Source organism: Tistrella mobilis (genome assembly GCF_041468085.1).
In the GTDB taxonomy this organism is placed as follows: Bacteria; Pseudomonadota; Alphaproteobacteria; order Tistrellales; family Tistrellaceae; genus Tistrella; species Tistrella mobilis_A.
The window spans coordinates 195,521-216,929 of sequence record NZ_CP121015.1 but is presented as its reverse complement, the minus strand read 5'-3'; the positions used below and the strand labels follow the sequence as shown (position 1 = coordinate 216,929).

The following is a 21,409-nucleotide window of genomic DNA, read 5'->3' as shown; positions in this document are numbered from 1 at the left end:
AGCGTGCGCGACCACGCACACGGGCTCCGGGAATGTCCGGGGAACGTTTCCGGCGTCAGGGACGCGCCATCCGCTTCTCGAACGGCACGTCGGCCAGGAAGACGGCGGCCTGCACCCGTCCGGCACGCATTTCGTCGAAAATGCTTTTTCCGTGCAGCGCCTGGATGGCGGTGATCGCCATGGTCCGGCCGTCCGGGCCGCCGATGGAGCACGAGATCGGCTCATAGCCTTCGATCACCACACGATGTGTCAGCCGACCGGTCCGGTCGTACCGGTAGACACCCGCATCGCCGGCGGCGACGCATGCCCAGACGCCGTCGTCATCATCGATGCCCATGCCATCCGTCGGAGCCGGCGGAACGACGAACAATTGTTCGTCGGCAAGACTGCCGTCCTCGCCGATGCTGTAGCTGCGGATCGACGGCGGCTGCGACAGGCTCTGTGCCAGATAGAGCCGCCGGCCATCGGCGGAAATGACGATGCCGTTCGGGAAGGACAGCCCGGTCAGCAGCGTGTCCACCCGTCCATCCGCGGTGATGCGAATGACCCGGCCGTTGGCCGATGGCGGTTCGCCATGAAGGATGCGGCTGCCGACATCGTCGACATAGAGCGTGCCACCGGCATCGAGCACGGCATCGCCAAGATAACCCGTCACGACCGACGACAGGTCCGCATGGACGGAAACCGCCCCGTCATTGCCGTAGCGCAGGACCTTGCCGTCGAACATCGACAGGATGAAGACATCCATAGTCTCTGCGACGGCCAGTCCGTTCGGCTGGCCCGAAACCTCAAGCAGGGTCTCGATCCGCCCATCCGCCGGATCCACCCTCACCACGCGGCGGCCGATCATGTCGGACAGAACGATCCTGTCGCCCTGCCAGCGGATACCTTCGCCGAAGACCAGTCCGTCGGCCACCTTGCGGGCCGGGATAAGCTGTTCCGTCATCTGATTTTCCCCTGATGTGGAGTCTTGTGTCTACCGGTCTTCGGCCCGTGCGGTCAGGGCACGGATCAGATCCAGCAGACAGGCGGCAAAGCCGCCCGCCAGGCCGACCACCACCAGCAGCCGGCCGGGCCAGGTCATGAGTTCAAGCTCACCGATGTAAAGCGCGCCGCTGAGCCAGGCCCGGCCGAAGGCGATCCAGGCCGCCCAGCCCAGCACCCCATAGGCCAGCACACCGCAAAGCGCCGCGAAGACGTCGAGCCCCCGCTGAAGCCCCGCGGGCAGGCTGCGGGTCAGCGCCTCTACCGCCACATGGCGGCGGCGGCGGACCAGCAGCCATTGCGGCAGGAAGGCCACGACCACCATGGCCTCTGCGACCAGCAGATCCTCGTCCGGCGGTACCACGCCCAGCAGCGTGCCGAGCACCGCACTGCCGACATAGATCACGCTGAAGGCCAGAGCTGCGACCCCGACCGCAGCCAGCGCCCGTTCGGCGAGGCGAAGCCAGGGGACCGGCCGGGCGGTGGCCGCGCTCACTTGCGCGTCCACGGATAACCCTCCGTTTCCAGCTCGGCCCGATACTTCGCCTGAAGCGCCATGAACTGGTCGAGCACCGCCGGATCCCCCTTCTCCAGGAAGGCATCGACGGTGATCTTGCCGGCATCGAGCAGGCGGGCGTGATCTTCGGGCGACAGCGTATGGAAGGTCACGCCATAGCTGTTCTCAAGCTGTGCCCGGGCAGAGGCGATGGTGTCGATATTCAGGCGGGCGGTGTTTACCGAAAGCCGGTCTGCGGCGTCGAGCAGCTTCGCCTGCTGATCGGCGGTCAGCCGCTGGAAGCGGCGTTCGTTGATCGCCGTGGCGAGACCCAGATTCTGGCCGAAATCCAGCAGGGTGACGTGTTTGGCGACCTCGAAATGGCGATAGGGAATGATCGAGGGGATATAGGTCTGGGCGCAGTCGATCAGCCCGCGGTCCAGCGACTGGTAGACATCGGTAAAGGCGACCGAGGTCGAGATCGCCCCGAAATGCTCGAATGCGAAAGAGTGAGGCGGATTGGACCGGACCTTCCGCCCTTTGAGATCGGCCAGGGTTTTCAGTGGCTCGGTACAGATCAGCACCACGGCCGTGGTGGTGAAATTGGCGATCAGCCGGAGATTCTGATCGGCGAACTCCCGCCGGATCGTCGGGTTGGTCGCGGCCAGTTCCTGCATCACCTTCATGCCGACCCAGGGGTCGGAACTGCCCATCGGCAGATCGCCGACCCGGAAGTTGAACAGTTCGACCGGTGTGCTGACCGCGACCACCGTGCCCATATCGGCGACACCATCGCCGAGACCGCGCAGGACGTCGCGCAAGGCGATCAGCGCGCCGCCATAGGTGATCCTGACCGTAAGATCGCCATCGGTCGCGTCCCGCAGGTCCTGAGCGAATTTGTTGAGGGTCGTCCCCAGGATTGCGCGTTCCGGACCATATTCGCTGTAGGTGAGCGTCTGGCCGGCCATCGCCGGCGTCGCAAGAGCGAGTCCGGCCGTCACCACCGCAATGCTGCGGAGGCGTTGGAATGTGCCCATCATGTCCGTTTTCTCCCGTCAGTTCCGCGAATCTACGTCCGCGTGAAACTTTTAACTATCTCGTTTAAAATCTGCGAAGATGTCAACAGCCGCGACGGGGCGCGGCGCAATTTCCCGAAGGACGGGGCAAGGACGAGGAACAGGCATGAACGCGACGGACGGAACCGGATCCGGCACGGTGCGGGAGCGGCGCAAGGCCCTGCTGGAGCGTGAAATCAAGGACAAGGCGTGCACGCTGTTTGCACGCAAGGGCTTCGACGGGACCAGCCTCACCGACATCGCCGATGCGGTGGGGCTGAGCCGGGCGGCGATCTACTACTATTTCGAGAACAAGGAAGCCCTGCTGGAAGCGATCGTGACCGAAGTGTCGGAGCGCCCGGTCCAGACCCTGCTTGCATCCCGCGACACGGCCTCGGACGACCCGGTGGCGGAACTTCGCCAGGCGGTGCGCCGCCAGGTGGTCGGCACGCTGGAGCGCCAGGTGCTGATGCAGATGATCGCGGTAACCGAAGCCGCCCTGCCGCCCGCCCTGGCCGCGCGTCACATCGCCTCGAAGCGCCGTTATCTTGAAGATTGCCGCCGGATCATCCGCGACGGCATCCGGGCCGGCGTGTTCCGCCCGGTCGACGATCGGGTGGCGGCGCTCGCCGTGATCGGCATGGCGGCCTGGACGGCGCAGTGGTACAGCCCCGACCGTCCCCCGGCTGCGGCGGAACTGGCCGACATCATCGGCGACATGGCGGTTCGCACGCTTGAAGCCGACCGTGGCGAAGCCCCCGCTGCCTCGGTCGAGGCCCTGCTTGAGGGCATGCGCGACCAGATCGCACGGCTGGAGCGGATGCTTTGAATCGAGGGCGCAAAAAAATTCGACGCCAATGAAGAATAATCGACGTTGTCGTTGATTCCTCCCGCCGGACGGCGCTATGGTCTGGTCAAAGAACAGACACAGGAGGAAACAATGCCCAGCGTCCGGACCCCGATCCCGGGTGTCGTCTACCCGTCGGCGGCAGATACCGCCCGCTATGACGCGCTCGGCCTCTTCGATACCCTCACCATGCCCGAAGCCTGGGAACAGCTGGCGGCGCGCCATCCCGACCGGCCGTCGGTGACCGATCCCGACGGGACCTGGACCCTCGGTGAGCTGGATGTGCTGTCGACCCGTCTCGGCGGCGCCCTGCTCGCCCTGGGCCTGCGGCCGCTCGACCGGGCGATCTTCCAGATCTCCAACAGCCGCGAACTGGTGCTCTCTCTGCTCGCCTGCCTGAAGGCGGGCGTGATCCCGGTCTGCACGCTGACCGCACACCGGGCGCTGGAGATCGGTTATCTGGCGCGGCATTCCGGCGCCCGGGCGCATTTCATCTGCACGGACGAGGCCAGATTCGACTTCGCCGCCTTCGCGCAGGACATGCAGCAGGCGGCACCCGGGCTCGAACATGTCATCGTCGCCCGTGGCCCGGCGAACGACCGGCCCGGCTTCCGGGAGCTCAAGGGGTTGATCGACGGTATCGACCTCGCCGCGGCGCGCGACCTGCTGGCGGAGGTTGAGCGCGATCCGGCCCAGGTGGCGGTCTTCCAGCTCTCGGGCGGCACCAGCGGCATCCCCAAGATCATCCCGCGCTTCCACAACGAGTATCTGTGGCAGATCAGGACGGCCGGGGCGTTCCAGAATCTGAGCCACGAGACGATTTCGTTCTCGGCCGCGCCGATGATGCACAACGCGCCGATCGTGTGCTATTGGGGGTCGACATTCTGGGCAGGCGGCGAGGTGGTGTGTACGCCGGCGCCGACGCCCGAAGGGATGGCCGCACTGATCCGGGCGCGCCGTCCGAACCTGATGGCGGTGCCGGCACCGCTGATGTACCGGTTGCTGGCGGATGACCTGCTGTCGGCCGAGGATCTGCGCCAGGCCGTGCAGATTGCCCCCGGCTTCCCGCGCCTGATGGCCGAAAAGACCGGCGCCCCGATCGTCAACCTTTATGGCATGACCGAGGGGATCATCTGCTACACCGCCGTCGGCGCCCCGCTCGACGTCCTGTGCGACACGGTCGGCCGGCCGATCGATCCCCATACCGACATCCGTATTCAGGATCCGGAGTCGGGCGAGCCCTTGCCCGAGGGCGAGGTCGGGGAGATGGTTTTCCGCGGCCCCAGTTCCACACGGGGCTATTATGACGCCGAGGACCGCAACCGCGAGGCCTTCACTGCCGACGGCTATGTCCGCTCCGGCGACCTGATGAGCATCCGGCGTATCGACGGCGTCGCCTATGTCACCTTTGATGGCCGGGTGAAGGACGTCGTCAACCGCGGCGGCGAAAAGATCAACTGCTCCGAGGTGGAACGGGCCCTGATGGACCATCCGGCCATCGCCTCGGTGCTGTGCGTGCCGATGCCCGATCCGATCTACAGCGAGCGGATGTGCGCCTTCGTGATCCCGGCACCCGGTGCCACCGCGCCCGATATACGCGAAGCCGGCGCCTTCCTGGAATCCCTCGGCATGGCCAAGTTCAAATGGCCTGAGCGGATCGAGACCGTGACCGAATTCCCGATGACCGGCTCGGGCAAGCCCTCCAAACCCCTGTTGTGTGATCGCATTGCCGCGATTCTGCGCGAAGAGCGTGCCTCCGCCGCTGCTTCGGCCTGATCCCGGCCCGAAACTGCCCGGTGCCATGGCGCCCGTTACGAGCGTGAAGGAGCCTCAGACATGAAGATCGCCATCGTTGGCGGCGGACCCGCCGGCCTGTTCTTTGCCCGGCTGATCAAGCGCAGCCAGCCGGGCGCGGAGGTCCGGGTGTTTGAACAGAACCCGCGTGACGCGACCTATGGCTTCGGGGTGGTCCTTGCCGGCCCGGCCCGGGATCGTCTGCGGGACGTGGACCCTGAAAGCGTCGACGCCCTTGCCGACGCGATGGTGATCGGCAGCAGCCAGCAGATCGGGCTGAACGGCGACACCCTGCTGCTGAACTATCCGGGCAGTTCGGGCGCCATCGCCCGGCTGACCCTGCTGCAGATCCTGGGCCGGCTCTGCGACGAAGTCGGGGTGGAGGTGGTGCACGACCGCCGGATCACCACGGTGACGGATCTCGACGGCTACGATCTCATCGTCGGCGCCGACGGCGCCAATTCCGTGGTCCGCACGCTCTGGCCCGACGCCTTTCCCGTCAAATCCCGCCTGCTCGGCAATCGTTATGCCTGGTACGGCGTCGACCGCGCGCTGAAACCCAATGCGCTGATGTTCCGCTATCATCGCGGCGGCTGCTTCATCGCCCATTACTACACCTATGCCGACGGGCTCAGCACCTTCGTGGCGGAATGCGATGCCCGGACCTGGGAGACCTGCGGCCTGGACCGCATGACCGACGGGCAGCGCAAGGCCCTGATGGAAGACATCTATGCCGACGTGCTGGATGGCGGCCGCCTGCTTGAGAACAAGTCGATCTGGCGGCGCTTCGACGCCCAGATCGCCGAGCGCTGGACCGATGGGCGCGCGGTGCTGATCGGCGATGCGCTCCGCGTCGCGCATTTCTCGATCGGCTCCGGCACCCGGCTTGCCATGGACGACGCCGTGGCCCTGCATGACGCGCTGATGAAGGGGGGGCCGGTGGCCGTGGCACTGGACCGCTATGTGGCGGCCCGCCGGCCGGTGCGCGACCTGTTCACCGACGCCACCGTCCGCAGCTACGACTGGTATGAAGGCGTGCGTCAGGCCATGCAGACCGATCTGGTCAGCTTCGTCCACGACTTCCTCACCCGCACCGGCCGGGTCGATGACCACCGGCTGAAGGACTATGCGCCCGAATTCTATGTCCGCCACATCGCCCCGCGCCGCGCGCAGGACGCAGAACTGGGACTGACCGCATGACCGCCCATGAGACCGTCCCCCCGGCCCAGGAAGGTGTCGTCTCTCTGCGACCCTTCGTCGTCCGCCGCGCCGCCCGCTGGTCGGATTGTGACCCGGCCGGCGTGGTCTATGCCGGCCATTTCCCGCTCTACATGCTGGATGCCTGTCACCTGTTCGGCGAGCACGTGCTGAAGCCGGCCCTGCCGCCGGGCATCAGCCACCGCGCCCCCGGCAAGGGGCTGGAGCTGGAGTTTCTGAGTTCGCTCTGGCCCGGCGACCAGTTCGACATGGAAGTTCATCCGGCGGGCACGGGCGCCCATACCGTGCATCTGCTGATCGCCGCCCGGCGGGTCGACGACGCCCGCCCGGTCTTCCTCGGCCGGATGACGTCGATTCATGTTTCGGCAGACGACCGCACCATCGCCGTGCCGGTGCCGCCGGAGATCCGTGCCGCGCTCGACGCCTATGCCGCGCGCTCCAGCCCGATTCCCGGAATCCTGCACAAGCTTTCCCCCGCCACGCGGTTCGCGAAGGGATGATCCCCGCATGACCAGTCCCGACACGGCTCTCCGCCGCCAGGCCACCACCACGGCCGGGCTGCGCGGCACCACATGGGATCCGGCGCGGCTGCCGGCCGGCACGCAGATGACCGCCCATGCGCTCACCACCGCCGACGGCGCGCCCGTCACCGGCTTCCTGTTCCGCCGCGGGGCCGAGCGGAGCGTGGTCTGCCTGATGCATCCGCGGGAAATGGGCGTCACCCAGTACATCGTGCCCGACCTGCTCGCGGCCGGTGTCGCGGTCTGGGTCCAAGGGTCGCGCAGCCCGGGCAACGACATCCGGCTGGAGCACGAAACCGCGCTGCACGACATGGCGGCCGGCCAGGATTTCCTGCGCCGCCAGGCCGGCTACGCGCAGACCGTGCTGCTCGGCATCTCAGGGGGCGGACCGCTTGCCGCCTATTACTGCCAGCAATCCGCCCGCGCCCCCGAAGACCGCATCGCCCGTTCGCCCGCCGGCCGGCCCACCGGTCTGGACCGGGCGTCGATGCCGCCGCCCGACGGCGTGATCCTGGTCTCGTCGCATCTGGGCCAGGGGGCGCTGCTGCTCGCCTGCATCGACCCGTCGGTGACCGACGAGGACGATCCCCTCTCGATCGATCCGGCGCTCGATCCCTTCTCCCCCGACAACGGCTTCCGGCCGGCACCGGACTCATCGTCCTACAGCCCGGAATTTCTGTCCCGGTATCGTGCGGCCCAGGCGGCGCGGGTGCGGCGCATCGACGAGAGGGCCAGGGCGCTGCTTGCCCGCAAGGCCGCGGCGCGCAGCGCCGCCAAGGCCGGCGGCGGACGCGCGGACGCCATCCTCGCCGCCTTCTCGCCGATCTTCCAGGTCTGGCGCACCGATGCCGATCCGCGCTGTTTCGACCTGTCGCTCGACCCGTCCGACCGCGCCTATGGCACGCTCTGGGGCGCCAATCAGGTGGTCAGCAATTACGGCTCGGTCGGCTTCGCCCGGGTCTGCACGCCGGAAAGCTGGCTGTCGAACTGGTCGGCCTTTTCCACCAACGCCTCGATGGAGGCCTGCGCGCCCGATATCGGCCAACCGGTGCTGATGGTGGAATACACCGGCGACAACAGCGTGTTCCCGGCCGATGCCGGACATCTGTTCGGCCTGATCGGCAGCGACGACAAATCCAGGCTGCGCGTTCACGGCAACCATCACGGGCGCGCCGTCGATCCGGCCCGGCCCAACGGGCAGATCGTGGCCGGCGATGCCATCGCGGCATGGCTGTCCGACAAGGGCTTTGCCTGACCCCGTCCAGAAGAGGACCGTTCAGATGACCGCTGACATCATCCACAAGAAGGCACGTCAGGACACGGCCTTCTCAACGAACCGCGCCTTCCGGACCGAGGGCATCCAGGTCTCGGCCCTGAAGCCTGCCGCGGAAGACGGGGTGCAGCTCTGCCTGCACGGTGTCGACCACACCGCCCGCCCCACCTGGAAGCTGCGCGAGACGGTGACCTTCTACCGCGACATCCTGGGCCTGAAGCTGATCCACACGATCAGCGCCCGCGGCTGGGGCCAGCAGAACCATCCCGACTTCCTGCACTTCTTCTTCGATGCCGGCAATGGTGCGACCATCGCCTTCTTCTACTATATCGGGACCGACCGGCCCGAGAAGTACATGTCCGAAGACCACTATTTCTATGCGGCCACCCACACCGCATGGGGGGTGGAGAGCCGCGAGGAGCTGGAGCGCTGGAAGAATACGCTGGAGGCCCGGGGCATCATCGTTTCGCCCTATACCCGGCATGAAGGTATCGAATCGATCTATTTCCTCGACCCGAACGGTTATCCGCTGGAGGTGACGCTGCGTCTGCGCGCGATCGAACGGATCGATGCCGAGGACGCCGAGCTGACATTGCGTGCCGCCATCGAGCTTGAAGACGCCGCCCGCGCCTCCGGCACGCGGATGACCGATATCGATGCCGTGTGGCGGCGCAAGGCCGCCCTGGTCGACGCCTGGCTGGAGGAAGCGTGATGCCCCGTCTTTATGTTGTGGATGTGCCTGAATTCAGGCCGCTGGTCGACGTGTCGCGCGGCCGTGACGGCTATCGCATCTCCGAGCCCCGCAAGGGCTACTGGATGATCGAAACCGATGGTCCGATGACGTTCGAACGCAAGGCATTGGGGATGAAGCCCGCTCTCTGGTACGGGATGTTCACCGGCGGCCTGGACGGCGAAGTCGTCGAATGGGGCCGCGACACCGTCACGGTCATCGGCACCAACCAGCCGCTCTGACACCTCTTCCCCCTTCCATCCCGGAAGGGGGTGCCTGGCGCCGGTCCCTCCCCCCGGCGTCAGGCCTTTTGATCGGTGGCAAGCAGCAGGGCCAGCTGTTCGACATCGTCGCGCAGCGCCGCCAGCGCGGTTTTCGGATCCGACAGCCGGTTGCGCTCGCTGCGCGGCGAGATCACCGACTGGACCGCCATGTCGGCGATCTGGCGCGCCACCGCCGCAAGCTCGGCCCCGCGGCCGGGAGAGAACCAGTTCACCGTCCAGTTCACCATGCCGATGATCGCGAGTGCCGCCACACGTTCGTCCTGCGCCCGGAATGCCCCCGCCTCCATGCCCTCGCGCAGGATGGCGCGGTATTCCGCCAGCACCCGCCGTCTGGCCTCGGTATGGCGTTCGGCCATGTCGGGCGGCAGCACGGCCTCGGTCACCTGGATCATCCGCATCTTGAGCTGGCGGGCGAGCACGCCCCGCACCCGCATCTCGACGAAGCTGCGCAGCCGTTCGACCGGATCTTCGGGCGCGGTTTCGCGCCAGGCGGCGCTTTCCGCCAGCGGCGCCGCGGTCGCCTCGACCACGATCGCCTCCAGCAGCGCCTCCTTGTTGCGGAAGTAGTAATAGACCGCAGCGCGGGTCAGGCCGACGGCATCGGCGACATCGGTCAGCGTGGTGCCGTCGAAGCCCTTGCGGGCGAACAGGATGCAGGCCTGCTCCATGATCTGCTTCTCGACCAGCGCCTTGCGCATGTCGCGCGGCGCATCGGTTGTCTGCGTCTCAGGCGCCTCGGGCGTCCCGTTCGTCCCGGCCTTCGCCGTCCTGGCCATACGCCTGCCTCTCTCCTCTTCGATGACTGCTTCCTTCCTATCACGCCGCGCCGCACACACGCATCGCCTTTCCTGCATCTGCGTCAGAAACCCTGCGGCGATGTCTGACCTTCCGCCACCCTCAGCCTGTGAAGGATGACCGATGACCACCTCCAGGATCCACCGGATCGGCCAGATCGTGCCAAGCTCCAACACCACCATGGAGACCGAGATCCCCGCCTTCCTGAACCGCTGGTCGGCGGCGCGCGACGATCTGCGCTTCACGTTCCACGCCTCGCGCATGCGCATGAAGCATGTCACCCTCGACGAGCTGGCGGCGATGGATGCCGACAGCCGCCGCTGCGCCGCGGAACTCTCCGACGCACCGATCGACGTCGCCGGCTATGCCTGCCTGGTCGCGATCATGGCGATGGGTCCGGGCTATCACCGCAGTTCCGAGGCCGCCCTCGGCGCCATTGCCGCCGAAGGCGGCCGGCCCTTTCCGGTGGTGACCTCGGCCGGCGCGCTGTGCGACGAACTCACCCGCCTGGGCCATCGGCGGGTGTCGCTGCTGATGCCCTATGCCGACGGCCTGGCCCGGATCGTCGCCGATTATGTCGCGGCCGAGGGCATCGAGGTGATCGACTACCGCAATTTCGGCGTGACCGACAATCAGGAGGTCGGCCGCATCCCGGGCGAGCGGCTGCTTGCCGCCCTCGACGGGCTCGACACCCGGGCGGCCGACTGCGTGGTGATGTCGGCCTGTGTCCAGATGCCCAGTTTCGACGTGCTGGCGGCGGCAGGGCGCAGGCTCGGCAAGCCGGTCACCTCCACCGCCGAATGCACCGCACGCAGCATGCTCCGCCGGCTCGGTTACGAGCCGGGGCCGCTCGTCGCAGAGGCCGCGGCCGGCTGACTATTCCGCCGCCGCCCGTTCCGCGGCCACCCGCTCCGCCCGCCAGAGTGCCGCATAGCGGCCGCCGAGGGCCAGAAGCTCCTGGTGGCGGCCGCGCTCCACGATGCGGCCCTGGTCCAGGACCACGATCTGGTCGGCGGCGGTGACGCTGGCCAGGCTGTGGGCGATCACCACCAGCGTGCGGTCCCGCACCAGGCTGTCGAGCCCGGCCTGCACCGCGGCGGCGTTGGCGGCGTCGAGCGCCGCCGTCGCCTCGTCGAGCAGCAGGACCGGCGCATCGGCCAGCAGGGCACGGGCGATCGAGATCCGCTGACGCTCCCCGCCCGAGAGGCGCTGGCCGCCCTCGCCCGCCCGTGTGTCATAACCTTCGGGCAGGGCCGCGATGAAGTCGTGGGCCGCGGCTGCGCGGGCGGCGCCTTCCACCTCGGCATCCGTCGCGCCGGGGCGACCCAGACGAATATTGTCGCGGATGCTGAGATCGAACAGCCAGACGTCCTGAAACACCATGGAGATCCGCGCCGCCAGGCTTTCGGGCGGCAGATGGCGGATATCGACGCCGCCAAGCAGGATCCGGCCGGCGGTGACGTCGTGGAAGCGGGCGATCAGCTCCACCAGCGTCGACTTCCCGGCCCCCGAGGCGCCGACCAGGGCCGTGAAACTGCCGGCCGGCACGGTGAGCGAGACGTCCTCCAGCACCATCGGTCCCCGGGGGCCGGCATAACCGAAACACACCGCCTCCAGCCGGATGTCCGGCCGGTCGGGCAGCACCGGCAGGGCGCCACCCGCCGCGCCGGGGCCCGGCAGAACCGGCATCGGCGGCAGCGCCAGCAGCGCCTGCACCCGTTCGGCCCCCCGGCCCATATAGAGCATCTGCACCCGATGGACCGCGGCCCGGGTCAGCGCGTCATACCAGCGCATCGCCAGGATCATCAGGGTCGCAAAACCGGCGAGGCCGAGACCGCCCGCCAGCCTGCGCTCCAGATCCACCGCCACCAGCACGACGAAGGCAAGCTCCGTCATCACCGCGAACAGGCCGAGGGCGATGCCGGCCCGCATCTCCACCCCGATCGACAGGTCGCGCAGCCGGCCGAAAGCGGCGGCGACCCGGCCTTCGCGGGCGCGGCCGGCGGCAAAGATCCGGATCGCCTTCAGCGCCTGGACATGTTCCACCAGCAGGGCGCCGGCCTCTGCGGCCACCGCCAGGCGGCGCGTGGCCCCGCCGGTAAAGGCGCGTTCCAGCCAGCGGCTGGCGATCAGGCCGGCCGGCGGCCCCGCCGCCAGGATCAGCGCCGAAAGCGGATCGATCGCCAGCACCAGGGCCAGCACCACAGCCGGCACCGCGATCATCGCCACCAGCTGCCCCAGCGCCTGGGTCAGCATCTGTTCCAGCAGCTGGACCTTGTCGGTGGCGGCATCGGCCAGATCGCCCACCCGCCGGTCGACGAACAGGCCCAGAGGCAGCCGGCCCAGATGGTCGAGCAGCCGCAGGCGCAGCTCTGCGGTCATCGCATAGACCGCGCCGTGAACCTCGTGGCCGGCGTGCCGGCCGCAGATCCACTGCACGGCCAGTGCCGCCACCATCGCCGCGGCGACGCCCGCGATCTCCGCCCCCTCCAGGGGGCCGGCCACGGCATCCGCAACCGCCTGGTAGAGCACCAGGAAGGGAACCGCCGCGGCCAGCCCCTCGGCCACCGTCCAGGCGATGCCGCGCCAGAGCCGCCGGCGGTCGGCCGCCGGGGCCTGATCGAGCACCAGTTTCACCGCCGCAAACATCATGGCCGGCCCTCCCCCTCTCCGGCCATCCCGTCGCTGGCCGCCCCGTCTCTGGCCATCCCGTCGCTGGCCGCCCCGTCTCTGGCCATCCCGTCTCTGGCCATCCCGTCTCTGGCCCGCAACCGCCAGCCGCGCGCCGCCGTCTCCGTCCGCCACATCTCCGCATAAAGCGGGCAGCGCGCCAGCAATTCGTCATGCCGGCCCTGATCGGCCACCCGGCCGCCCGCCAGCACCACGATCCGGTCGGCATCGGCGATGGTGGCCAGGCGATGGGCGACCACAAGGATGGTCGTGCGCCCGCGCAGGCGGCGAAGCGCCGCCAGGATCGCCGCCTCGGTCTCGGGGTCGGCATGGGCCGTCGCCTCGTCCAGCACCAGCACCGGTGCCTCGCGCAGCAGGGCCCGGGCCAGCGCCAGGCGCTGGCGCTCTCCGCCCGACAGCCGCTGGCCGCGTTCGCCCAGCGGCGTGTCGTAGCCCTCGGGCAGGCGCATGATCACCTCGTGAATGCCGGCGGCGCGCGCGGCCGCGGCCATCTCCGCCGGGGTCGCCTCCGGGCGGGCCAGGCGCAGATTGCCGGCGGCACTGTCGTTCAGCAGCTGCACCTCCTGGGTCAGGATCGACACCAGCTGCCCCACCGCCTCGGGCTCCAGCCCGGCCAGATCCACGCCGCCGATCGTCACCCGGCCGCGATCGGGGTCGGTGAAGCGCGCGGCCATTTCGGCCAGGCTGGTCTTGCCGGCGCCGCTCGGCCCCACCAGGGCCACGAAACCGCCGGGCGGCACCTCGACGCAGACATCGTCGAGCACCGCCCGTCCGCCCCGGTCCAGCCCGACCGACTGGTAGCGGAGCCGCGGCTCCAGCCCCGCCGGCAGGTCGCGCCGCCCGGCGGCGACCGGCGTGTCGATCAGCGCCAGCGGTGCCGCCAGCCCCGCCTCCAGCAGCTTGAGCAGAGAGGCGAGCGTGGTCAGGGCCAGCAGCGGCTGCGCGATGCCGATCCCGGCCATCAGCACCAGCACCATGTCGGGCAGGGTGATGGCGCCCGCCGCATGGCGCCACAGCGCCACCGGCAGCATGACCGCAAGCCCGGCCCCCAGCGCCACGCGAAAGCCGGTCCAGCGGCCGGTGATCGCGGCCCCCATGGCGGTCATGGCCGCGCCATAAGCTCGCACCTTCGCGGCGGTCCCGCCCACCGAACCGCCCCGCCCGGCGACCGATTTCACCACCGCCATGCCGCGGATATGTTCGACCACGGCGCCGTTCATCGCCGCGGCCGCCATCACATAGCGCAGCACCACATCGTCGATGCCGCGCCACATCGCCTTCTGGAACCAGACGGCCACCGGCAGGGTGACCACGGCGGCCAGCGCCATCACCGGGTCGATCCAGGCGATCAGCGCCACCGCCGCCAGGGGGGCGGCAACGGCGCCGGCCGCGTCGACCGTCTGATGGCCGACCACCAGCTCGATCCGGTCCAGATCCTCGTGCAGCGCCTTGCGCAGGGCGCCCGAGCCCTCGGCGCCGATCCGGGCCAGCGGCAGCCGGCCCAGCGCCTCGACCACCGCCAGCCGGAAGCCGTGGATCACGTCATAGGCGACGGCATGCGACAGGCCGCTTGCCGCCAGCATCAGGATCCAGCGCGCGGGCATGGCCAGGATCAACAGCAGCACCGGGCCGGCCAGGCCGGTCGCGGCCATGGCGTCAGGGTCTGCCGCGATCGCCACCGCCCGGCCCACCGCGACCGCGGGCGCAAGCCCGGTGATCGCGGCCAGGGCCGCCAGCCCCACCGCCAGCCACAACCGATAGCGCCGCCCGCCGGCAAAAGCCAGCAGGCGGCGGAGCAGCCGGAACGCATGCGTCACCGCGCCCATCGGCCGGCCTCAGAACTTCAGCCGGCCGCGGACACCGAAGGTCCGGGGCGGGCCCATATACCAGGCCGCGCGGGGCGACGCCTCGACATAGCCCCACTGGGCGTAATCCTCGTCGAAGACGTTGCGGACCCAGGCCGACAGGTCCCAGCGCGGGGTTTCAAGCCCAAGCCGCAGATTGACCACCGAATAGGGCGCCTGCGAGATGGTGTTGCCGACATCGAAATAGCTCTGCCCCGTCAGCGCCCATTCGGCCCGGCCGACCAGATCCATCCCGTCTTCCAGCGGCTGGACATAGCGGGCCGCCAGGTTCAGGTCGTAATCCGGCACCTGCTGAACCTTCTTGCCCTTGGCCCGGATGCCCGACACCTCCTCGGCGGTGTATTCGGCATCGATCAGCCCCAGCGACGCCGAAACGTCGAACCGGTCGGTGATCCAGGCGCGGGCCTGAACCTCGGCACCCCAGATCCGGACATCGGCATTGTCGTAGAGGAATTGCAGCGTGGCGCCGTCATAGGTCTGGTACTGCTGGTCCGAGACGTCGCTGTGATAGAGCGCCACATCCAGATCCAGCCGCTGGTCGAGAAGATGGCTCTTCATGCCGATTTCATAGGTGACCGCGCTCTCCGAGGCGAAGCCGGTGTTCTTCGTGCCGGCGATGGGATCGCCCAGCCCGTAGACCACGAAGCCGCCCGGCTTGAAGCCATGGGCGATGCGGGCATAGGCGGTGATGTCGGAGGTGACGGCATAGCGCGCCGAAACCGCGGGGCTGAAAGCGACGAAACTGCCCTGCTGATGCTCGATCGCCCGGCCTTCCAGGCCGAAATAGCTGCCGTAATCGTCCAGGGTCAGCTCCTTCTCCTCGTGGGTGTAGCGCCCGCCCAGGGTGAAGGTCAGCCGCTCCGTCGCCCGCCAGGCGACATCGGCGAAGGCGGCATAGCCTTCGATGTCGTAATCGGCCGCGGTGATCGTCTGGCTGGTATAGGTGTCGAAGACGTCGTAATAGTCGTACCGGTTGTCATAGCTGGTCCGGTACCAGGTGCCGCCCAGCGTCCAGTAGACCGGCCGGCCGTCATCGGGGGTGGCGAGCCGGATTTCCTGCGAGACTTCCTTCGTCCGCTCCGCCTCGTCGCCGTAAGAGCCGGGCAGCCGGCCGAAACCGGCGGTGGCGTTGGATGTCTCCAGCACGTCGCGGGTGCGGGCGAAGGCGGTGATCGAGGTCAGCTCCAGATCGTCGCTCGCCTGCCAGGACGCCCGCAGCGACAGATCGGTCCGCTCCCTGACCGAGCGGAAATCCCCCTCGTCATAGATCTCGCGCCGGCCGGGCAGGCCCGTCGACAGCAGCGGCAGGGGCGAGCCGCCGGTCTCGTTGGTGTAGGCGATCACCGGTTCCAGCCGCAGCCGGTCATTGGGGGTGGCGACCAGCTTCAGGCGCACCGCTTCGCTGCGCAGCGGATCAAGTTCGCCCTTGCCCGGCGCGATGTTGTCGACATAGCCGTCGCGATCGCGCATCGCCACGGTCACGCTGCCGGCCAGCCTGTCGCGGACCAGCGGCGCCCCCAGATAGAGCCGCGCCTCCTTTGCCGCATAATCGCCGACGCCCAGCTCCATCTCGGCTTCGGTGCCGGTCATCGACGGGGCGCGGGTGGTGACGTTGATCGCGCCGCCGATCGAATTGCGGCCGTAAAGCGTGCCCTGCGGCCCTTTCAGCACCTCGACCTGCTCGACATCCAGCAGGTCCATTTCCGCCGCGGTCACCGGCCGGAACACCTCGTCGACATAGACGCCGACCGAGGCGGAATCCGGGTTGAAGGTGCGGTCGCCCAGGCCACGGATGGTGAAGGTGCTGTAGCGCCGCGATTGCACATTGTCGGCAATCTCGACGCCCGGAACCACCCGCGACAGGTCGCCGACGGCTTCGACCCCGGCCTCTTCCAGCTCCACCCGCGGCAGCACGGTCATGGCGAAGGGCACCTCGTCGGGGGTCTGCTCCCGTTTCTGGGCGGTCACGGTCAGCGCCTCCAGCGTCACCGCCGCGGGCGTGCCGCCGCTCACCGGCCTGAGGGTGGTGCCGCCGCCGGCAACCGCCACCGCTTCAAGCCCGGTGCCGGCCAGCATGCGTTCAAGGGCCTCGGCGGGGGTCATCACCCCCTGCACGGCCGCCGAGACCCGGCCGGCGACGAGGTCTGTGGGATAGACCACCTCGAAACCGGTCTGTGCCCCCAGATCGGCCAGCGCCTCGCCCAGCGGCCGGGCCGGAAAGTTCAGGGGCCGGGCCGCCGCGGGATCGGCCAGCGCCTGCGCCTGCGCCGGCATCGCCGCCGGACCGCCGGCCATCACGGCCGTCGCGGCCCAGATCCCGACCACGATCGGGCGCATCACACCCGCCGCGCCGGCCTTCGACGGCCTGCCCCCATCACCTTGGCGGCCCCCGTCCCTCTGGCGACCCCTGTCCCTCTGGCTGTCCATGATCCCGCTGGTCCCTTTCCCGGATCGTCATCCCATCTGAAGGGAAAGACGTCCGGCGGGGTGGGAACCCTGACATCGGGCGGCCGGGATTTCCGGCAGGGGCATGCGGTCCCATGCCCCCGCCGGTCAGAGCCGGTCGAGACGCCCCCTCGGGCTGCGGCCACCGCCGACCGGCGGGCGGGGCCGGCCACCAGCGCGGCCGCGGCCCGCAGACAGGACCGGCTGTCGGCGACGGGTCGGCACAAGGCAGAGCAGCAGACCCGGCACCAGCAGCGCCAGCCCCACCAGCACCAGCGGCGCCACGGACGCCATGCGCAGCCCCAGGATCGGTGGCAGCATGTCGATCAGGAACATCGACACGATCCACAAAAACAGCGCCGATGCCAGGATGACGATCCCGGGGACCAGGAACAGCCATCGCAGAAAGACGATCATCACACACCTCCGCCTGTCTTGTTCCCGGCATCAGGCGGCATCGCCGGACGGACGGTGCGCGCGCCCACACCCGCAACGGCGGGCACCGTCGATCAGGAGACGAGATTCATCGCATGGTTGAGATCCTCCATGGTGCGTGCCACCTCGCTCCGGGCCATCCCCTCGGTCTGCCGCTGTTCAAGAACCATCGCCTGGGCGGGATTCTCGGCCACCGGCGGGGCGTTCACGATCACCGCCCTGGCGGGGGTCAGCGAGGCTGCGGGGGCCTCGACCTCCTTCACGGCCGGGGCCTGCACCGGGGCCGAGACCACCGGCCGGTCGGCCAGAAGCGAGGCCAGGACATAGCCGGTCTGGCCGCCGGTCTGCACTTCGGCCCAGCTGCCGCCCTTGCCGGCACGGCCGGTCACCCGCACCTGCTGGCCCTGGCTCAGGCCGGCGATCACGCCATGGCCGGTCGACGGGCCGCTGCGGACATTCACGCTGCCGCGGGCATACATGGTGGTCGCAGCCATCGGGGTCGCCGCATCGGGATCGACCCATTCCACCACCGGCGTCCAGCTGGCCGCCTGGCCCAGATAGGCATCGGTACTGGCATAGCCGCCGGCACTGGCGCGGGCCGAGGCGATCTCATCCACCCGCGAGGCCGAGGTGCCCAGCGCCTTGTTCAGCAGCTCGTCATCGGCCGCGATGGCCTGGCGGATGCGCTCCAGCTCTCCCCTCGCCTGCGGTCCGGCCATCACGCCCGTGCGGAACTGATCGGCGACCTTTGCAATCTGGCTGCGCCGACAGTCGTAGAGCGTGGTGATGGCGTTGCGCAGCGCATTGCTGCGCGCCCCGTATTCCCGGGCATCGGCATCCACCGCCGCCTGCAGCTCGCTCGCGGTCTTCACCTGCTGCCGCCTGGCCTCCAGATATCCGGCCCCGGCGCCGAGCACCGCGCCGGCCAAAGCACCACCCGCCATGGCCAGCGGATTGACCTTGCCGGTATTGGCATAGGAGAGGCCGGCACCCGCCGCCGCACCGGTGCCGGCCCCGATCAGTGCCCCCTTCACGATCGGCTCGTTGAACTGCTCGACCATCTGAATCAACGGCTCGCGCCGTGCCGAACAGGCATCGGCCGGGTCGCTATAGGTGCTGCGCACCCCCGTGGTCACGCAGCCCTGCATCGCCAGGGCGGCAACCGTCACCGCCACCAGGCCGGCGCGCCCCGCGGCGCCCGTCCGCCCCATCCACTTCGTCTGACTGCGTCGCTTCATTCCCCGTCCCCCCATTTCTGCCGCAAGAGCAGCTGATGCCACACCGGGTCAGGCCGCCGGCCGTCGCTCTGCGTCGTCCGTGACCGGCGTCATATCCGCCCCACCGCCGTGATGTCGTCCCGCCAGCCACGGGTCACGGTTTCAGGCACGGCCCCGCCCGCCTGAAGCGCCACCCCCAGATGCCGCTCCACCAGGGCGAGGGCCTGCTCCAGAACCACGATCCCCTGGGCCGCCAGATCCGCCCGTATCGCCGCCACCGCCGCCGTCACGTCCTCGGTGGCACCACGACCCAATGCCAGCACCGTGCCCAGATAGAAACGGAACTGCGCGGTATTGGTCGTTTCCAGAATGTCGATGCGGCGGGCGATCTCGGCGAGGCTGGCCTCGGCCGTGGCGCGCTCTGCCGCCGGCAGCCCCGCCAGATTGCCCCGCGCCCGATCGGCGAGGGCAGCGGCAGAGCGGATCATGCGCTCGGTCATGTTGATCGCCGAAACGGTCAGCATGGCCGATCGCACCCGTTCCTGGCGGACATCGCGCGCGCCGCGCCGCGCCTCGGCAGAGGCCGCCGCCAGATGCTGGCGCGCCACACCCAGATTGCCGGTGATTTCGGCATTATCGGCCTGCGCCTGCCGGACATCGGCCTGCAGCCTGTTCAGCTGCCGGTCCAGTTCGCCCTGGCGATCCGCCGCCTCTTGCGCATCCGCCAGCGCCATGCGCAGCCGGTCGTTCTCCTGCCGGACCTGATCGCGTTCCCTCAGCAGCCCGGCAAGGCGCGCTTCGACGGCCCGGCCGTCGTCGGCGGCCGCCATGGCGCGGTTAAGGTCCGTCTCAAGCTGCACCGCCCTCTGTCGGGCCTGGTCGCGTTCAGCCGCAAGCTGCACCAGCTGCGCCTGCAAGGCGGTCTGCAACCTCTTGGCTTCCGCCTGCGCCCGCTCCAGCTCGCCCTGCAGGCGGTTGGCCGCATCGGCGGCAGCCGCCCGACCACCGCTGGCCGCGCGTTCGGCTTGCAGTTCCATCTGAAGCCGGGCGATCTCCATCTGCGCCTGCTCATGCCCGGCCTGCAACCGGGCCAGTTGCTCACGCGCAGCCGCCGTGGCGGCGGTGTCCTCGGCAGGGGCGGCAGACTTGGGCGCAAGATCGTCCTGCAGCGCCGCGATCCGGGCCTGATAGGCGGCGTTGGCCGCGTTCAGCCTGTCGATCTCCTGCGCCGCGGTGGCCGCCTTCGCCTGCAGGCTCTCCACCTGCGTCTGCAGCCCGGCAAGCTGCCGGTCGGCATCCGCCTGACGGGCACCGCCCGGAACGTCCTCGGGCATGCGGGCCGCCGCCAGGCGCGCCCGGGCCAGCTGTCCGCCCCGGACCCAGCTTGTGGAATCCTCCCCCCAGCCCGTCTTCTGACGATCATTCACGAAGAAGTGTGCCGACAGCACCAGCCGAAAGCCGACCGTGTTGCTCCTGGTCGCGCTCCCGTTGACATAGAACCGGCTTTCCGTGCGCGTGCCGACCGCCGCTCTGGAGTACGCGCCGGTAATCAGGCTGTTGCCGCCCCTGGTGAGGAAACCGCCGGACTGGCCGCCCATCATCCCGGGCCCGACCGGCCGGAACAGATCGAGCACGATCTCTTCCACATTGCCGACCACGTCGTACAGGCCCAGAAGATTGGGCATCTTACTGCCGACCAGAAACAGCGGAGGTCCACCTCTTATCGGCTGAACCCGGTTGACCAGATTGTCCGGGGTGGCGGCGATGCCCTTGGCCGTCTGCGGCATCAGGCTGTTCTGCGTGGCCTGATCTGCAATCCCGCCGCGGGCGGCGAATTCCCACTCGGCCTCGGTCGGCAGGCGCAGAAATCCGGGGGCCGACTGCTCATAGGGCAGCAGGGGGATGCCGCCTTTCGCGATCTTGTCGGCATTCTCCTTCAACAGCCACAGGGAATAGGCGTTAGCGAAGTTGACCGCGTCGAACCAGTTAATTTTATTCGCCGCAAGCACCTCGCCCGGCTCCAGGCGGATGGCATCTTTCTTCGCCGCATCCGCATCGACCGACACCGAGAGAGCGGCCTTGTAAGAGGCATCGCAATCCACGGCACCGCCTGGGGCGAAGGCGGCATATTGCGGCGCGGTCACCTCGTATTTGCCGATATAATACACCCGTTCCATGCCGGCTTTGTCAGAGGCGGGATCGGTGAAACCGCCCCCGATCGGTGCCGTCCAGGCGCCGTTTGCCGCCTGATTCACAACCGCGGCCAGGCTCATGCTCAGCCCTGTATCCTGCCGGATATCTTCCTTGCCGGTTGCCGCCGAACCACCGGCTTCCGACGAAGCAGCCGTCACCAGCGTGCTCAGAACGGCGTTGTCCACCGGCTCGGTCACCATGCCCAGCCTGGCCACCGGGTAGTCCAGAATGTTGTCCTGCAACACCGATACCTTGCGGAACACCATCCGCCGATGACAGGGCATCGGCAGAACCAGCTCCACGGGCAGGGTCTGGGCCGATGCCGGTTCGGGGCATTGAACGGTCCGGCCCAGGTCATCGGCATAGATATCCTCTTCCCGCATCCAGGCCGGGTCGTCATAGCCGCACCAGGCCGCGTCGGCCGACGGTGGAAGCGCCGTCGTCTCTTCGGCGGTGGCCGGTGGAATCGCCTGTGCCGCCACCCCCAGGATCGCCGCGGCTCCGATCAGGCGGCGTGCATGGCGCGCCGGTCGCGCGCCCGACCCGAATACCCCTGCCATGGCCGC

The 21,409-nt window shown here is 68.9% G+C and carries 18 protein-coding genes; 8 read left to right on the top strand and 10 right to left on the bottom strand.

Annotation, left to right across the window (positions count from 1 at the left end):
- Positions 1–55: 55 nt before the first annotated feature.
- The 3 genes from P7L68_RS03860 to P7L68_RS03850 are packed head-to-tail and all read right to left on the bottom strand — an operon-like array spanning position 56 to position 2,520.
- On the bottom strand, positions 56–946 hold the full coding sequence (locus P7L68_RS03860; RefSeq protein ID WP_371999879.1) for an SMP-30/gluconolactonase/LRE family protein: 891 nt from the start codon (positions 944–946) through the stop codon (positions 56–58).
- A gap of 30 nt (positions 947–976) precedes the next feature.
- A complete protein-coding gene (locus tag P7L68_RS03855) occupies positions 977–1,492 on the bottom strand; it encodes a TRAP transporter small permease (protein WP_371999878.1) in 516 nt (171 codons plus the stop codon).
- Positions 1,477–2,520 carry a C4-dicarboxylate TRAP transporter substrate-binding protein gene (locus tag P7L68_RS03850; protein ID WP_371999876.1) on the bottom strand — a complete coding sequence of 348 codons (1,044 nt, stop codon included), beginning with the start codon at positions 2,518–2,520 and terminating at the stop codon, positions 1,477–1,479. Before P7L68_RS03850 ends, P7L68_RS03855 begins: the two co-directional genes overlap by 16 nt.
- A gap of 142 nt (positions 2,521–2,662) precedes the next feature.
- Between P7L68_RS03850 and P7L68_RS03845 the strand changes: the two genes are divergently transcribed.
- The 7 genes from P7L68_RS03845 to P7L68_RS03815 all read left to right on the top strand — a co-directional run bounded on the left by P7L68_RS03845 (position 2,663) and on the right by P7L68_RS03815 (position 9,160).
- Positions 2,663–3,364 carry a TetR/AcrR family transcriptional regulator gene (locus tag P7L68_RS03845; protein ID WP_371999875.1) on the top strand — a complete coding sequence of 234 codons (702 nt, stop codon included), beginning with the start codon at positions 2,663–2,665 and terminating at the stop codon, positions 3,362–3,364.
- A 111-nt stretch (positions 3,365–3,475) separates the two neighbouring features.
- Entirely contained in the window at positions 3,476–5,158 is a 1,683-nt protein-coding gene (locus P7L68_RS03840; protein WP_371999874.1) for an AMP-binding protein, read from the top strand.
- A 60-nt stretch (positions 5,159–5,218) separates the two neighbouring features.
- A complete protein-coding gene (locus P7L68_RS03835) occupies positions 5,219–6,376 on the top strand; it encodes an FAD-dependent monooxygenase (RefSeq protein ID WP_371999872.1) in 1,158 nt (385 codons plus the stop codon).
- Positions 6,373–6,894: an acyl-CoA thioesterase gene (locus P7L68_RS03830; protein WP_371999871.1), complete on the top strand. Its 522-nt coding sequence runs from the start codon at positions 6,373–6,375 to the stop codon at positions 6,892–6,894. The genes P7L68_RS03835 and P7L68_RS03830 overlap by 4 nt, the downstream gene beginning before the upstream one ends.
- Positions 6,895–6,901: 7 nt before the next feature.
- Complete coding sequence (locus P7L68_RS03825) at positions 6,902–8,170, top strand: alpha/beta hydrolase (protein ID WP_371999869.1); 1,269 nt, start codon at positions 6,902–6,904, stop codon at positions 8,168–8,170.
- A 25-nt stretch (positions 8,171–8,195) separates the two neighbouring features.
- Positions 8,196–8,900: a VOC family protein gene (locus P7L68_RS03820; RefSeq protein WP_371999868.1), complete on the top strand. Its 705-nt coding sequence runs from the start codon at positions 8,196–8,198 to the stop codon at positions 8,898–8,900.
- A complete protein-coding gene (locus P7L68_RS03815; RefSeq protein WP_371999867.1) occupies positions 8,900–9,160 on the top strand; it encodes a hypothetical protein in 261 nt (86 codons plus the stop codon). The genes P7L68_RS03820 and P7L68_RS03815 overlap by 1 nt, the downstream gene beginning before the upstream one ends.
- 59 nt (positions 9,161–9,219) lie before the next feature.
- Here the strand turns inward: P7L68_RS03815 and P7L68_RS03810 are convergent, their stop codons facing one another.
- On the bottom strand, positions 9,220–9,978 hold the full coding sequence (locus tag P7L68_RS03810) for a TetR/AcrR family transcriptional regulator (RefSeq protein ID WP_371999865.1): 759 nt from the start codon (positions 9,976–9,978) through the stop codon (positions 9,220–9,222).
- Between the two features lie 142 nt (positions 9,979–10,120).
- On the opposite strand from P7L68_RS03810, the gene P7L68_RS03805 reads away from it, so the two are divergent.
- Positions 10,121–10,873 carry an Asp/Glu racemase gene (locus P7L68_RS03805; protein ID WP_371999863.1) on the top strand — a complete coding sequence of 251 codons (753 nt, stop codon included), beginning with the start codon at positions 10,121–10,123 and terminating at the stop codon, positions 10,871–10,873.
- Here the strand turns inward: P7L68_RS03805 and P7L68_RS03800 are convergent, their stop codons facing one another.
- From P7L68_RS03800 to P7L68_RS03775, 6 genes are all read right to left on the bottom strand, one after another.
- A complete protein-coding gene (locus P7L68_RS03800) occupies positions 10,874–12,649 on the bottom strand; it encodes an ABC transporter ATP-binding protein (RefSeq protein WP_371999862.1) in 1,776 nt (591 codons plus the stop codon).
- Complete coding sequence (locus tag P7L68_RS03795) at positions 12,646–14,514, bottom strand: ATP-binding cassette domain-containing protein (RefSeq protein ID WP_371999860.1); 1,869 nt, start codon at positions 14,512–14,514, stop codon at positions 12,646–12,648. The genes P7L68_RS03800 and P7L68_RS03795 overlap by 4 nt, the downstream gene beginning before the upstream one ends.
- Before the next feature lie 9 nt (positions 14,515–14,523).
- On the bottom strand, positions 14,524–16,890 hold the full coding sequence (locus P7L68_RS03790) for a TonB-dependent receptor domain-containing protein (protein WP_371999859.1): 2,367 nt from the start codon (positions 16,888–16,890) through the stop codon (positions 14,524–14,526).
- A gap of 216 nt (positions 16,891–17,106) precedes the next feature.
- Entirely contained in the window at positions 17,107–17,415 is a 309-nt protein-coding gene (locus P7L68_RS03785; protein WP_371999857.1) for a hypothetical protein, read from the bottom strand.
- 92 nt (positions 17,416–17,507) lie between these two features.
- Positions 17,508–18,671, bottom strand: coding sequence for an SH3 domain-containing protein (locus P7L68_RS03780; protein ID WP_371999856.1), 1,164 nt, complete (start codon positions 18,669–18,671; stop codon positions 17,508–17,510).
- Positions 18,672–18,760: 89 nt separating this feature from the next.
- Entirely contained in the window at positions 18,761–21,403 is a 2,643-nt protein-coding gene (locus P7L68_RS03775; protein ID WP_371999855.1) for an SUMF1/EgtB/PvdO family nonheme iron enzyme, read from the bottom strand.
- Positions 21,404–21,409 lie beyond the last annotated feature (6 nt).